Source organism: Aquimarina hainanensis, from assembly GCF_042684685.1.
Lineage (GTDB): Bacteria > Bacteroidota > Bacteroidia > Flavobacteriales > Flavobacteriaceae > Aquimarina > Aquimarina hainanensis.
Genome location: NZ_JBHULX010000048.1, coordinates 25,431 through 40,693, shown reverse-complemented (window position 1 = coordinate 40,693; position 15,263 = coordinate 25,431). Strand labels below are relative to the sequence as shown.

General features: G+C 35.0%; 12 protein-coding genes. 5 read left to right on the top strand and 7 right to left on the bottom strand.

The window, feature by feature from the left end; all coding sequences use genetic code 11:
- Positions 1-53 precede the first annotated feature (53 nt).
- Positions 54-872 (bottom strand): 3-methyl-2-oxobutanoate hydroxymethyltransferase, encoded by an 819-nt coding sequence (gene panB, locus ACFSTE_RS21305; protein WP_176030751.1) that lies wholly within the window; start codon positions 870-872, stop codon positions 54-56.
- Positions 873-1,010: 138 nt separating this feature from the next.
- On the opposite strand from panB, the gene ACFSTE_RS21300 reads away from it, so the two are divergent.
- The gene (locus tag ACFSTE_RS21300; protein ID WP_378254208.1) at positions 1,011-1,490 is read left to right on the top strand and encodes a nuclear transport factor 2 family protein; all 480 of its coding nucleotides are present in this window, start codon (positions 1,011-1,013) and stop codon (positions 1,488-1,490) included.
- Between the two features lies 1 nt (position 1,491).
- On the opposite strand, the gene ACFSTE_RS21295 is transcribed toward ACFSTE_RS21300, so the two are convergent.
- Both ACFSTE_RS21295 and ACFSTE_RS21290 read right to left on the bottom strand, forming a co-directional pair.
- A complete protein-coding gene (locus ACFSTE_RS21295; protein ID WP_378254210.1) occupies positions 1,492-2,169 on the bottom strand; it encodes a CPBP family glutamic-type intramembrane protease in 678 nt (225 codons plus the stop codon).
- A gap of 8 nt (positions 2,170-2,177) precedes the next feature.
- On the bottom strand, positions 2,178-3,602 hold the full coding sequence (locus ACFSTE_RS21290) for an L-serine ammonia-lyase (protein WP_176030748.1): 1,425 nt from the start codon (positions 3,600-3,602) through the stop codon (positions 2,178-2,180).
- A gap of 236 nt (positions 3,603-3,838) precedes the next feature.
- Between ACFSTE_RS21290 and dnaK the strand changes: the two genes are divergently transcribed.
- Positions 3,839-5,755, top strand: a complete 1,917-nt coding sequence (dnaK, locus tag ACFSTE_RS21285; RefSeq protein ID WP_176030747.1) for a molecular chaperone DnaK — start codon at positions 3,839-3,841, stop codon at positions 5,753-5,755.
- 136 nt (positions 5,756-5,891) lie between these two features.
- On the opposite strand, the gene ACFSTE_RS21280 is transcribed toward dnaK, so the two are convergent.
- Together ACFSTE_RS21280 and ACFSTE_RS21275 are read right to left on the bottom strand one after the other, a co-directional pair.
- Positions 5,892-8,318: a DUF4114 domain-containing protein gene (locus ACFSTE_RS21280; protein ID WP_378254214.1), complete on the bottom strand. Its 2,427-nt coding sequence runs from the start codon at positions 8,316-8,318 to the stop codon at positions 5,892-5,894.
- Positions 8,319-8,327: 9 nt separating this feature from the next.
- Complete coding sequence (locus tag ACFSTE_RS21275; protein ID WP_378254216.1) at positions 8,328-8,573, bottom strand: hypothetical protein; 246 nt, start codon at positions 8,571-8,573, stop codon at positions 8,328-8,330.
- Between the two features lie 348 nt (positions 8,574-8,921).
- On the opposite strand from ACFSTE_RS21275, the gene ACFSTE_RS21270 reads away from it, so the two are divergent.
- Entirely contained in the window at positions 8,922-10,217 is a 1,296-nt protein-coding gene (locus tag ACFSTE_RS21270; RefSeq protein ID WP_378254218.1) for a CoF synthetase, read from the top strand.
- Between the two features lie 6 nt (positions 10,218-10,223).
- On the opposite strand, the gene ggt is transcribed toward ACFSTE_RS21270, so the two are convergent.
- Both ggt and ACFSTE_RS21260 read right to left on the bottom strand, forming a co-directional pair.
- Complete coding sequence (gene ggt, locus ACFSTE_RS21265) at positions 10,224-11,939, bottom strand: gamma-glutamyltransferase (protein ID WP_378254220.1); 1,716 nt, start codon at positions 11,937-11,939, stop codon at positions 10,224-10,226.
- 183 nt (positions 11,940-12,122) lie between these two features.
- Positions 12,123-12,707 carry an acyl carrier protein phosphodiesterase gene (locus tag ACFSTE_RS21260; RefSeq protein WP_176030742.1) on the bottom strand — a complete coding sequence of 195 codons (585 nt, stop codon included), beginning with the start codon at positions 12,705-12,707 and terminating at the stop codon, positions 12,123-12,125.
- A 96-nt stretch (positions 12,708-12,803) separates the two neighbouring features.
- Between ACFSTE_RS21260 and ACFSTE_RS21255 the strand changes: the two genes are divergently transcribed.
- Positions 12,804-13,661: an SMP-30/gluconolactonase/LRE family protein gene (locus ACFSTE_RS21255; RefSeq protein WP_378254222.1), complete on the top strand. Its 858-nt coding sequence runs from the start codon at positions 12,804-12,806 to the stop codon at positions 13,659-13,661.
- Positions 13,662-13,779: 118 nt separating this feature from the next.
- Positions 13,780-15,174: a phosphoglucosamine mutase gene (glmM, locus tag ACFSTE_RS21250; RefSeq protein ID WP_176030740.1), complete on the top strand. Its 1,395-nt coding sequence runs from the start codon at positions 13,780-13,782 to the stop codon at positions 15,172-15,174.
- The last annotated feature ends 89 nt before the right edge of the window (positions 15,175-15,263 follow it).

The window sequence follows — 15,263 nt, the reverse complement described above, 5'->3', positions numbered from 1 at the left end:
CTATTTTGTTACTGTTGAACAATTAGAAAACATAAAAAAAAAAAAAGAGAGCATTAATATTGCTCATCTTCATTTGGGAAATCAACAGACTTTACATCGTCTACATACTGCTTAAAAGCACTGGTCATTTCCGTATACAGATCCAGGTAACGTCTTAAAAACCTGGGATTGAATTCATGTGTCATTCCCAGCATATCATGAGTAACTAATACCTGCCCATCAACACCATTTCCAGCACCGATACCAATAACAGGAATAGTCAATTTTTCTGCTACTTCACGTGCTAAATTAGCAGGAACTTTTTCTAGTACGATGGCAAAACATCCTGCTTTTTGAAGCATCAAAGCGTCTTCTTTTAGTTTTTTAGCTTCTTCCTCTTCTTTTGCACGAACAGTATAAGTTCCAAACTTATAGATAGATTGAGGAGTTAGTCCCAAGTGCCCCATAACTGGAATTCCTGCATGAAGAATTCTTTTGATGGAATCTTTTACTTCTTTTCCTCCTTCTAGTTTTACAGCATGACCTCCGGATTCTTTCATAATACGAATGGAAGAACGCAATGCCTCTTTAGGGTCACTCTGATAACTACCAAAAGGAAGGTCAACAACTACTAAAGCTCTGTCTATACCTCTGACTACAGAAGAGGCATGATAGATCATTTGATCAAGTGTAATAGGAAGTGTAGTTTCATGTCCTGCCATTACATTAGAGGCTGAATCTCCTACTAATATGACATCCACTCCGGCACCATCTACGATTTTAGCCATTGTATAATCATAGGCAGTAAGCATAGAGATTTTTTCATTATTAGCTTTCATCTCTGTAAGAGATTTTACAGTAACTCGTTTGTAATCTTTTTTTGCTGTTGACATTATTTTATTAATTTATTGTTGTAAATGTAATGATTTAGGATAATGACAACAAGTTTAATCTGCAGGCTACTTTATAATTTATAATCGATAGGAATAATTGATAATAATGTGATACTTTTATATGAAAAATAAATAAATATGAAAAGGTATTGTGTGATAATTAGTATGTTTTTTACAGGGGTTATAATAGGGCAGAAAAACGGAACGATGGATAATGTAGCTACCTATAAAAAAGAAGTAAAACAAACTATTGTAGAATTTTTTGAAGGATTTCATAAAGGAGATACTAGTATCATAAGAAAAACTATTGATCAGGATATCACACTGAAAACAGTTATAAAGACAAAAGAAGGTTCCTATAGTACTCGAAGTACAAATGTATCTGACTTTATGCGTGTGATTCACGAAATGGCACAAAAAAGCAGATGGAATGAACGATTGTTATTGTTTAAGATAGAAGCAGATAAACAGTTAGCTACTGCCTGGACACCATATGAGTTTTACTTAAATGATACTTTTAGCCATTGTGGGATAAATACCTTTCAATTATATCATGATGGGACCCGGTGGAAGATTTTATCAGTAGTAGATACAAGAAAAAAAGAAGATTGTCAATAAATTAGGATCTGAGTATAAAGAGAAGATAGATAATGCCATTATTCATAGCATGAAGGGTTATTGGCCAAATAATATGTCTGTTCTTTATTTTTAAGGTACCAAAAACATGACCAGCAATAATCCTGGGTACAATAAGAAGGAATAGTGCACTATCTAATAAGAAGGAATCTACATAGTTGACAATATGGAATAAGCCAAAAACAACAGCTGTAATTTGCAATATCCAGATTTCTTTTTGAGAAAGAAATGCACATGCCTTTCGGAGAATTTTTTTGGAAATAAGAAGGGATAAAATAAAAAATACAAGTGAAATACTAATAAGTAGTAATGGGTATGAATAATACCAACTCATTTTAGGAAGTACCCCCCACAGAATACTGACGATCCAGGTACTTCCCCATAGCGTTAGCTCTTTAGACGAAGGTCGCAATAAGGTACGGAACATTGACTCTTCTATAATAGGAGCAATAAGAATGAGGGAGAAGAAAGCGTGTAATTTCTCTTTTTCTATAAGTTGCATCAAATCTTTTTGCGAATATTTAGTCAGATCAATTCCCGGAAATACCTGCTGGATAATTCCTAAAAGAATAAAAAATATAAAGTAAAAACCTATTAATTGGATGTATGCTAAAAACAGGTTTTTACTTTGATCCCAAAACGAATTCGTGGAGGTGTTCATCTATAAAATTAGCAATCACTCATATTAACTTTTATAGCAAGGCCACCTTCACTGGTTTCTTTATATTTGGTATGCATATCTTGCGCAGTTTCCCACATGGTTTCTATAACTTTATCTAAGGGAACTTTGGCGTTAGAGGCATCTGTATCAAGAGCCATTTCACAGGCATTAATTGCTTTTACAGTTCCCATAGCATTACGTTCAATACACGGAATCTGTACTAATCCTCCGATTGGGTCACATGTTAAGCCTAAATGATGTTCCATGGCAATCTCACTGGCCATTAATACTTGTTCGGGAGTTCCCCCCATTAATTCTGTCAGTGCTCCAGCTGCCATTGCAGAAGATACACCTATTTCTGCCTGACATCCTCCCATAGCAGCAGAAATTGTAGCTCCTTTTTTGAACAGACTACCGATTTCTCCAGCTACCAAAAGAAACTGTTTGATATCTTCAAAATTAGCATCGTGATTTTCTATAACCATATAGTACATTAATACTGCAGGAATAACTCCTGCACTTCCATTTGTAGGGGCGGTTACCACACGACCTAATGATGCATTTACTTCATTTACTGCCAGAGCAAAACAAGAAACCCATTTTAATATCTGACGAAATGCCACTTCTGTATCTCTAATGGCTTCGATCCATTCTTCTTTTGTACTGTACTCAGTACCTCCTATTAAATTTTTATGGCTATCAAAGGCTCTTCTACGTACGTTAAGTCCTCCAGGAAGTGTTCCTTCGGTATGACATCCGATATACATAGATTCTAACATGACATCCCATACTTTTTTCAGGTCAGCGTCAATTTCTTCATCTGTACGGAGAGAACGTTCATTCTCCAATACGATTTCAGATATTTTTTTATTGTGTTTTTTACAATATTGAAGTAGTTCAGAAGCTTTGTCTATGGGAAGAGGAAAGGTTTTTGTGTCTTCTTCACTATCTGTAACTGTTTCCTGATCTTCTTTGATAACAAAGCCTCCTCCGACAGAATAAAAAGTAGTGGCTACTTTATCGTTATTTTTTAATATAGCGGTAAATGTAATCGCATTGGGGTGAAACTCTTTGAAATCTCTATTGAATACAATATCAGTTTCTGTATCAAAAGACACTTCTAGGGTATCATCTAAAAATAATTTTTTTGTGGTTTGGATAGTACTAATGATACTATCTATTTTATATACGTCAATAGTGACAGGGTCATGTCCACAAAGACCTAAAATGGCAGCTAAATCCGTAGCGTGTCCTTTTCCGGTTAAGGATAATGACCCGAAAAGATCTACTGTAATAGAATTGACAGAGTCGAAATGCCCATTTTCTTTGAGCTCGGATATCCATTGTTGTCCTGCTCTCCAGGGACCAAGCGTATGGGAGCTGGATGGTCCCACTCCGATTTTAAGCATATCAAAAACACTGATGCGTTTCATATAAATAAGGTATTCAAAAAAATTAGCCGGTAAATATATGATTTTGCCATTTAAAATGGATTTTTTTAAAGATAAAATAAAATTACAAAAAAGTCATGTATCAGAAATATTGATAATTACCAGTATAAAAAAAATAAAAAATGACATCATGTCAGCAATTGTGTCATGGCATAATGATTGAACAGAGTAGGGGGAATTAATATTGAAAACACTTAAACAAATTATAACATAATAGTATGAGTAAGATTATAGGAATAGATTTAGGAACAACCAACTCTTGTGTTTCTGTAATGGAGGGTAATGAGCCTGTGGTTATCCCTAATGCTGAAGGGAAAAGAACCACTCCATCTGTGATAGCATTTGTTGAAGGAGGAGAGATCAAAGTTGGAGATCCTGCGAAGCGTCAAGCTGTTACTAATCCAACAAAAACCATTTCTTCTATAAAGAGATTTATGGGAAACAAGTTCTCTGAATCGGCAAAAGAAGCAGAGAGAGCTGCTTATAAAGTAGTAAAAGGAGATAACGATACCCCACGAGTTGATATCGATGGGCGTTTATATACACCACAAGAATTATCTGCAATGACACTTCAGAAAATGAAGAAAACTGCAGAGGATTATTTAGGACAAGATGTATCAAGAGCGGTAATTACTGTTCCTGCATATTTTAATGATGCACAGCGTCAGGCAACAAAAGAAGCCGGAGAAATTGCCGGGCTGACAGTAGAGCGAATTATCAATGAGCCAACAGCTGCAGCTTTGGCATATGGATTAGATAAAAAAGGAACGGATCAGAAGATTGTTGTTTTTGACTTTGGAGGAGGAACTCATGACGTTTCTATACTAGAATTAGGTGATGGAGTTTTCGAAGTGTTAGCTACTGATGGAGATACTCACCTAGGAGGAGATGATGTTGATCAAAAGATTATTGATTGGTTAGCAGCAGAGTTCAAAGGAGAAGAGAATATGGATCTAAGAGAAGATCCAATGGCTTTACAACGATTAAAAGAGGCTGCTGAAAAAGCAAAAATCGAATTATCGTCTTCTGCGCAGACAGAGATCAACTTACCGTATATTACAGCAACAGCAAGTGGACCAAAACACTTGGTTAGATCATTGACACGTTCTAAATTTGATCAATTAATTGATGATTTAGTGAAACGTACTATCGAACCTTGTCGTACAGCACTTAAAAACGCTGGGCTATCTACTAGTGATATTGATGAGATTATTTTGGTAGGAGGGTCCACTCGTATTCCAGCAGTTCAAAATGCTGTAGAGCAATTCTTCGGAAAAGCTCCGGGAAAAGGAGTAAATCCTGATGAGGTAGTAGCAATTGGTGCTGCAATCCAGGGAGGAGTATTGACAGGAGATGTAAAAGACGTATTATTATTAGATGTTACGCCACTTTCTCTGGGAATTGAGACTATGGGGAACGTAATGACAAAATTAATAGAAGCGAATACAACAATTCCTACTAAAAAATCACAGGTATTCTCTACGGCAGCAGATAACCAGCCTTCTGTAGAAATTCATGTTTTACAGGGAGAGCGCCCAATGGCAGCAGATAATAAAACGATTGGTCGTTTCCACTTAGATGGAATTCCACCAGCACAAAGAGGAGTTCCTCAGATTGAAGTAACTTTTGATATCGATGCCAATGGAATTATCAAAGTGTCTGCTACAGATAAAGCAACTAATAAGTCTCAGGATATTAGAATCGAAGCTTCTTCAGGGTTGACAGAAGAAGAAATCGAGAAAATGAAGAAAGAAGCAGAAGCAAATGCAGATGCAGATAAGCAAGCTAAAGAGAAGGCTGATAAGTTGAATGAAGCTGATGGAATGATCTTCCAGACAGAAAAACAATTATCTGAGTTTGGAGAGAAACTATCTGAAGATAAGAAAAAGCCAATTGAAGATGCTTTGGCAGAGTTAAAGAAGGCTTATGAAACAAAAGATCTAGCAGTTATTCAGCCAGCATTAGATAAGATTAATGAAGCATGGAAAGTAGCTAGTGAAGAAATGTATAAGGCACAAGCGGAGGCTCAGCAACAAGGAGGAGCTGCAGGACCAAATCCAGGAGGAGAATCCGGAGGAGGAAATGATTCAGAAGGAAATGATGTACAAGATGTAGATTTTGAAGAAGTAAAATAATACGTTTCGATCTTTACAAATAGCAATAAAAGAAATGCGCGGACCCCTCCGCGCATTTTTTATAACTAATAATGTTTAGCATGTTTTTTGCCATTTCTATACTAATTAGTTATAAGAGAATAGTAAGCACCTCTACTTACTGAATTAAAAAACTACCCGTCGCTCTTTCTCTTTCATTGTAAAGGGCAATATATGTATAGAGACCCTTTGCTAAGTTTAAGTTTGTTGGGTCAAACTTAACTGACTTTTTATCTTCCATAGTTTTTAACATGGAATTGTATATTTTTCTACCAAAAAGATCATAAACATGTAGATCTATGTTGGATGTCTTTTGGGGTACAGTTACAATTGTATAATCTGTAAATGGATTAGGATAGTTTATCGCTTTTGACTGATTAACCAGGGTACCTAATAAAGACTCAGGATTAATACCTAAACCTAATTTATGTATATCAATAGAGAAACTAACCGGAGTTTCTGTTCCGTTATGCATAGAAAATATCACGGATCGCAGGTCATTAATTTCTTCAAATACTCCTGTAGCATTGGTGAATTCATCAAACCGGATCGTGTAATCAGTGTTACTGGAATTAGCAGGGATATAATACCGAAGACGATTATTCCAGTCTTCTAAGTTACTAGGGACTAAAATTACTTCTATAGGAAGGTTGTTTTGTATCGTAAACATAATACTTTCGTAATCTTTCGTCTTTAAGGATAGATCTCCGGGTAAAAAAGTTCTGAATAGATTACACGTTCCTTTTAGGGTTCCGGAAGCATTACTGGAACGTTCTAACTGATAGATAGCTGGATCTAAATCACTTTCTTGTTCATTAATTACGAATTTATCGATTGTTGTATCTTCTGCTATATAATCAATTCCCCAAGGACCATCAGCAAGGTATAAAGCATCACTTTTATCAGAGAGATTGTCCTCAAAAGATAATCCGATGTCAAATAGAAATCCTGTTTCTACAACTATCTGATCATGCCATTCCCCAGAGAGCGGAACCTGATCAGAAAATTCTTCTAATTCTGATAGTTCCGTGCGCTTTATGTTAGAGGTAATAGTTGCATTCTGAGCACCTATCTTGTTAATGATGTCCAAGTGTAGCTCCTTGTTTCTGTAACGAGCAGCACTGACAAAAACAGTAGGAGCTCGATGATCAACATGATAAGAAGCGATATTTTTTTCATGAGACAGTTTCTCCAATGTATAATTGATAATATGAACTACCTGTGCCATTGATTTTCCCCAAATCTGAAAGTTTTTATAATTTCCTTCCGGGTAATCATCAACATTCCATAAACTAAAAAGCTCATGATTATCACCATTTTCTCGGATAGAGAAGCTTATAGCGTATTCGATATCTCCATTATGACGTTCGATAATAGCAAATATCATGTCATGATCTTTAATTGTCACCTGCCGTACATCCTTAAGAGTTGAACCATTCAACCGGTCACATATTGTTTTTGCATGATTGTATATTTGACCAGAAGTAGTGGTTACTAATCCAGCAGAAACTCTATTCTCTTCGATATAATAATCGATGGAGAAAACATCTTTGGCATTAGCATAGTTGACAAGATCAAGTGAGGTTGAAATAAATGGAGACTCTGTAGCATACAATCCTGTTTCAGGGAAATAGTTTCCCAGATCATTGTTTTTTAAAGCGTTTTTAGTAAACATTTTTTGTTTTTTCTTTTGATCTGCATAATTTTTGCTTTTCAAACGATCAAAATTTCGCTTTGCTACCTGGTTGGCTAAGTCACCATTACTTTCGAAACCTCCTAGGTTTGCAGAGTAAACATCAGTAGAAGAAGAAGAATCGATGAGATTATTTGTATCAATTGCAGAATAATCAGTTGCGGTGATATAAAATAAGGCATCATTGAAATCATTATCACTCCATGGATGGTCTCTGCGTATTTCTTCAAAACCTAAAATAACTAATTCATTGGTGTCGTCCTTGATTTGAACATTATGATAGCGGTCGCTTTCATTTGGTTCAGGATTAAAATCAGGATTAGAATAAAATTGCCAATACCCATATTCTACCTGTTCTCCATTCCATCCATCACTTAATAATACCCATCCAATTCCTGTTCCTGCGGGATGAGTGCCTAAGCTTACTTTATCGCCAGGCTGGAGACCACCTCCGCTTCCTACTTCAGAAATATTAGGGAAAATTATAGTAACTTCTTCATCCGTAGGAGCAGTTGTTGGTGGATTATTGACATCGTAGGTATAGTACCCTAATACATTTCTGAACCCTGCACATTCGTGAATATAGGTGATAAAAACTTCTGTCTCTTCCGTAATGATAATATTCGTCTCATAATCAGAAGTGATATAGTGAGGATTATACGTTGGAACTTGAAAAGTTTCAGAAAGAGAATTATCTACTAATTCCATAATTTCTGTTGTTATGTTATCTCCAGGACTTTCTAGATATAAAGGAGTTCCATTAGCAGTATAGTCGCCCAGGTATTGATAATTCTGAGCATAACTAATACTACTGAGTGCTATGGCAATATAAAAGAGGAAAATTTTTTTCATGGTTAAGGTTTAAAAGAGTTTTGAAGGGGATAAAATTTCAGAGAATAAAAAATGATCTTTTATTAAAGAGTTGTTTGATAATTTATTAAAAGTAAAAAAGTTAAAAATTGAAGTAATAACACTATTTTTTTTTCCTAAAGATTCTAAATAATCAGGAGTACCATTAGCAGAATAACTACCCAGATATTGAAAGTTTTGAGCGTAACTATAAAGAGAAATCAAAACAAAAAAGAAGAATGTGTAATTTTTTTTCATAGTAGTGATTTTAAAGCTTACCTAAAACTACTACTAAAGAGCGCTTGATTTTTTTAAATTCGATTAGTGAGCGTTTGCTATCGATAAAATATAAATTTTGATAGGCTAATGAAAAAAAGGATAAAAAAGAAAAAAGGTACTTTTTATGCTATTTATTTTAATCTATATTAAATAAATTTTATAGTTTTAAGTAATTTAGTAGGCATATTATCGTCTAAAATGATAATTAATTTCTATATTTCTCTTTTACCCCTTCTTCAAGTGAATTTTTATGGAGATGCTATACAATACGAATAGCATTATCTATTGATTAATAGTTAGTTGTTTTTAAGAATACTGGGATTTGTTATGATACAACTTTTGAGAAAAAGGCTTTTTTGGACATTAGATTACTTCAAGGGAAGAAGTGTCAAAAAGCATTATGTAGATATAGAAAATATTATGAGAAATCACACTTCTCAGGGAAGTGCTGATTTTTCAAAAAAATACTTGTCAGACATATTGACACATACTATAGATACGGTACCTTATTATACCGGGGAAGTATTAGAAGAATTAACACAGTTTCCCGTGATTAATAAAAACATGATTCGAGATCATTTTGAAGCCTTTATTTCTAAAGCGTATATACAAAGAGATTGTGTAAAAGTATCTACAAGTGGCTCTACCGGAGCTCCCTTTTCTGTTTTGCATGATAGAAATAAGCGGAAGAGAAGTCTGGCGGATAATTTATTTTTTTCTAAAGCTTCAGGATATCAGATAGGGAATAAACTAGTATATATCAAAATTTGGAAAGACAATGTCAAAGTACATTTGCTGTCCAAAAACTGGATGCAAAATGTATACCCTGTCAGTGTTTTTAATTTAGAGGATATTCATATCGCTTCTTTTATCAAGTGGCTGGAAAAAGACCCTTCTAAAAAAAGTTTTCTGGGATATGCTTCTGCATTAGAAAAGATATGTAAGTATTTAGATCGACACGGGGCTGCTGCTATAAAAGCGAATGTCCAGTCGATTATAACAATGTCAGAAAGTTTAAATGACTATACAAAACAGTCCTTAGAGAAATATTTTGGAGTGCAGCCACTATCCAGATATTCTAATAATGAAAATGGGATTTTGGCACAGGAAAGTTTTGATAAAAAAGGGTTTGTGATTAATAAAGCCAGTTATCATATCGAAATACTGGATATGAAAACAGATAAACCTGTAGGTATGGGAGAAAGAGGAAGGATTATTGTCACAGATCTTCATAACTATGCCATGCCATTAATACGATATGATACGGGAGATGTCGGAGCTATGAACCTTGATGAAGAAGGCAATCCTTATATTATGTATATACAAGGGAGAAAGTTAGATCTCATTTATGATACCAAAGGGAAGTTGGTGCCGTCACATGTGTCGTATAAACTTTGTAAATATGGAGATTATAAACAATTTCAGTTGGTACAATATGGGATCAAAGATTACCTGATCAAATTAAATACGACCAAGAAAGTAGATGAAGAAAAGATGAAGGAAGAGTATAAAGAGTATTTCGGAAAAGATGCGAAAATTACTATTGAATATGTAAATGATATTCCCTTACTCTCTTCAGGAAAACGAAGAGAGGTAAGGAATACATATTATTCTGAAGTTTAGGGTGTTTTAGAATCCAACAGCTGTATCATCCCCTCGTTTATCAGCCCCTCCTTCCAGGGTTCCATCTTTAAGGACTAGAATACCATCCACTTTTCCGATGATAGTTGTTTCTTCTTCGTTAATTTGATACCCTTTCTTTTTTAAATCAATCAAAAGTTGTTTGTCAAAAGAATTGGGTTCGAATGTTATGTGATCAGGAAGCCATTGATGGTGAAACCGGGGAGCATTGACAGCTTCCTGCATACTCATATTAAACTCTTTGACATTTAAGATTGTTTGTAGTACAGATGTTATAATAGTAGATCCTCCGGGGGTTCCTACAGACATCCATAAATTCCCGTTTTTTTCTACAATAGTAGGGGTCATTGAACTTAGCATCCTTTTTTCTGGTGCAATTGCATTTGCTTCGGCTCCAATCAAACCAAACATATTAGGCACTCCCGGTTTGGCACTAAAATCATCCATTTCATTATTAAAGAAAAAACCGAGTTCTTCTGAATATAATTTTGAACCATAAGCACCATTAATTGTAGTAGTAACAGAAATTGCATTTCCAAACTGATCTACGATAGAATAGTGGGTTGTTTCATCACTTTCATAGCCTGAGATATTTCCATGATTAAGTTCAGAAGAAAGAGTAGCCTTATCAAAATTAATTGTACCCATTCGAGTATTGAGATAGGTGTCAGATAACAAAGAATCTATTGGAATTGTCACGAAATCCGGATCTCCCAAGTAAAAACTTCTGTCGGCATAAGCTCTTCTTTCTGCTTCGGTTATTATCTGAATCGTTTTTAGTTGATTATGACCGTATTGCTGAATGTCATAAGGCTCGATCATTTTCATAATTTGTGCCAGGCATATCCCTCCACTAGAAGGAGGAGACATAGAAATAATACGAAGGTCTTTATAATCAAAAGTAACAGGATTACGCCACTTGGCTTCGTAAGAAGCCAAATCATCCAGACTGATAATTCCTCCTTTCTGCTGTAAAAAATCAACTATTGTATGAGCAGTCTCTCCCTTATAAAATTCATCTTTTCCGTTTTTCAGGATCCTTTTCAAGGTATTAGCCAGACTCGTATTTTTGATAGTATCAGTGGCTTTGAATGGCTGTGCATATAAGATGGTATCTCTATTGGTTTTGATAAAAATATCTTTAAATCGCTGTAGTCTTTTCTCTTGCTTTTTAGTAACTACATAGCCCGTATCGGCAAGCTCAATTACAGGAGTAAGGATTGTTTCAATAGGAAGTGTTCCAAATTTTTTATGAACGGCAAAAACACCAGCAACTGTTCCGGGAACTCCAACAGCCAGGGCTCCTAGCTGGCTTTTTTCAGGAATTACTGTTCCATGCTCATCCAGAAACATATCTCTGCTAGCTGCTTTAGGGGCTTTTTCGCGATAATCAAGAGCCCCGATTTCACCATTTGCTTTCCGATACACCATAAATCCACCTCCTCCGAGATTTCCCGCATAAGGATATGCTACGGCCAATGCCATTTCTGTAGCAACCATCGCATCAAAAACATTTCCTCCCTTTTGTAAGATTTGTTTTCCGATGAGAGAAGCTTCTTTTCTGGCAGAAACAACCATAGCCTGCCGAGCAATAGTTCCTTTTACAGGAATTTTCTTTTTTGAAGGAGTAGAATGATCAGCGTTGTTCTTACAGGAAAAAAGGCAGATGAAGAAAAAAAGAAGAATGTAGAAATGATACTTCATAATATGCTAAATTAAAGATTATCAAGTGTAACTTGTGTGATGAATGACATCAAATATATCATATTTAATAGAAACAATTACTTGATGCTATGTATAATTCTAATAAGAAAAAAGCAGTGAAGATGTACGAATAGATTTTTAAAAAAGTAATCGCTCTATAAAATTAAGCAAGTATGTTATCTGCTACAATTTTTGAATTTCACTATTGGAGTAGTGTATTAATTCTTTAAAAAAGGATTCGAATTCTTTTTGGAATTCATCATAATATTCTTCTAGTTCTATCACAGCAAAGTTCATCTTGGATTTATTTTTGGTTCGATGATTCATATTGTGTAATACGGTACTAATTCCGGTAACCGTAGCATAGCTTAGTAGCCAGTTATCCTTGATCATATATGGATAGAACCTTTTGATGTTTTTAGGAAGAATATCATGATATGTTTCCAGATCCTGGTAGAACAAACTTACATATTTATTCAGGGGAGTGGCATGGTATTTTTGCCAATTAGCAGCCAGATAATGATCGTATAGAATATCGACAATGACGCCACTGTAATGTCTGTATTTAGGGAATAATCTAGAGATGCTTTGACGCACAATAGGGTGAGTATCTGTATAAGTATCTATTTTTCTATGTAGAATAATCCCTTGTTGAATTCGATCCGGAAATTCCAAAAATTTTTTACCTTTGACAGCATCGGCAATAAAATTACCGATTCTTAATTCCGTATCATCTCCCGACAAGTAAATATGTGCTAAAAAATTCATATTGCTAAAATACAGGTTTTATGAATGAATTTTTTGCATAGAATGAGGATCCTTTTTTAGGATCCTAAAAAAAAGTGTAAATACAGAGAATAATACATGAGCAGACAATTTTTTTTGGGTACTTTGGTGATGTTACTAGTATTCAGTTGCACTGATTCCCAAGAACGTACAGATCTAACAGAAGAAGGTGTTTTTACAAAAGGAATTGAAGGACCAGCAACTGATAGTGAGGGGAATATTTATGCGGTAAACTATAGTAAAGAAGGGACAATAGGTAGGGTAACTACAGATGGAAAAAGTTCTCTCTTCATATCCTTACCAGGTAAAAGTATAGGGAATGGGATTCGATTTGCGAATGATAGCATTATGTATGTAGCAGATTATACCAATCACAATATTTTGGAAATCAATATCAAAACTAAAGATATACAGGTGTATGCACATCAAGCTACAGCGAATCAACCGAATGATATTGCCATTAGTCCAGAAGGAATCTTATATGCCAGTGATCCTGATTGGAAAGAAGGAACAGGAAATGTCTGGAAGATAACAAAGGAAAACGGATTTGAATTACTGGAGGCAAATATGGGAACGACGAATGGAATAGAAGTGAGCCCAGATGGAAAAAAACTATACGTCAATGAATCCGTACAGCGAAAAGTATGGGTGTATGACAGAATGCCTTCGGGAAATCTGAAAAATAAAAAGGAATTTTATAGTTTTGAGGATTACGGTTTGGATGGAATGAGATGTGATCCGTTGGGGAATTTATATATCTGTAGATATGATAAAGGGACGGTCGCTGTATTATCTCCTCAAGGACAATTAATCAAAGAATATGTATTAAAAGGTAAGAAACCAACTAATATTACTTTTAGTAATGATTATAAAGAGTGTTTTATTACCATGGCAGATAGAGGATGTATTGAAAAGGTGCTTAATACCTTATTGTAATAAAAATGTAGTAAAGAGGAAAAATAACGATCTGTTAACATGTTAATTATTAGATATATTGCGTGTAGCTATCGTATCATTTACATTTGTAAAAAAGAAGACAAATCAATAGAGTTATATGACATTAATTAAATCAATTTCAGGAATTAGGGGTACTATTGGTGGTAGTGTAGGAGAAAATCTTACTCCAATAGATGCGGTAAAATTTGCATCAGCATATGGAAGCTGGTTAAAAAAGGATGCGAATAAAGAGTATCCTACCGTAGTTATTGGTAGAGATGCCAGAATCTCCGGGGCTATGATCCAGCAATTGGTAATGAACAGTCTTGTAGGATTAGGGATTAAAGTTATCGATATAGGATTATCGACAACACCAACTGTGGAAGTAGCAGTGCCGATAGAAAAGGCAGATGGAGGAATTATTTTGACAGCAAGTCACAACCCAAAGCAATGGAATGCCTTGAAATTATTAAATAATAAAGGAGAGTTTCTCAATGCTTTAGATGGGAAAAAAATATTAGAGATAGCAGAAAGTGACAGTTATCATTTTGCCGACGTGGATCACTTAGGAACGATAACCACTAATGACACTTATATAGATGTACATATCGATGAGGTATTAAAATTACCTTTGGTAGATGCAGAAGTCGTAAAACAAGCAAAGTTTAAGGTTGTTGTTGATGCTGTGAATTCTACAGGAGGGATTGCGATTCCTGCTTTACTAAAGAAAATGGGGGTTGAGGTTGTAGAATTATACTGTGAACCTAATGGTCATTTTCCACATAATCCAGAACCCTTAAAAGAACACTTGACAGATTTATCTGAGCTAGTTATAAAGGAAAAAGCTGATTTAGGAATTGTAGTAGATCCAGATGTAGATCGTTTGGCTTTTATGAGTGAAAATGGAGAGATGTTTGGAGAAGAGTATACGTTGGTAGCTTGCGCAGATTATGTATTAGGAAAAACTTCTGGAAATACAGTCTCGAATTTATCATCAAGTAGAGCCTTGAGAGATGTAACTCAAAAACATAACGGATCATATGAAGCCAGTGCAGTAGGAGAAGTGAATGTTGTAGAGAAAATGAAACAAACCAATGCGGTGATCGGAGGAGAAGGAAATGGAGGAATTATTTATCCAGAATTACACTATGGGAGAGATTCTCTGGTAGGGGTAGCCTTATTCCTAACACACTTAGCTGAGAAGAAATGTACGGTAAGTGCTTTAAGAGATTCTTATCCTTCTTATTACATGAGTAAAAATAAAATTCAATTAACTCCTGAGCTCAATGTAGATACTGTTCTTCAGGCATTTCATGATAAGCATGCTTCAGAAGAAGTGTCTACAGTAGATGGAGTAAAAGTAGATTTTGCAGATTGTTGGGTTCATTTGAGAAAAAGTAATACCGAACCAATAATACGAATTTATACAGAAGCACTCAGTCAAGAAAAGGCAGATAAACTAGCAGAAGATACTATCGTATCAATACAACAAATTATAGAAGTTGGTGTCTAAGTAAATTATTTCTTAGTGAGCCCGCGAGGCACTCGTTAGAAACAATTTTTCAATTTTAAAGGTAAGTTTTGGGGGATTATACCCTTTGG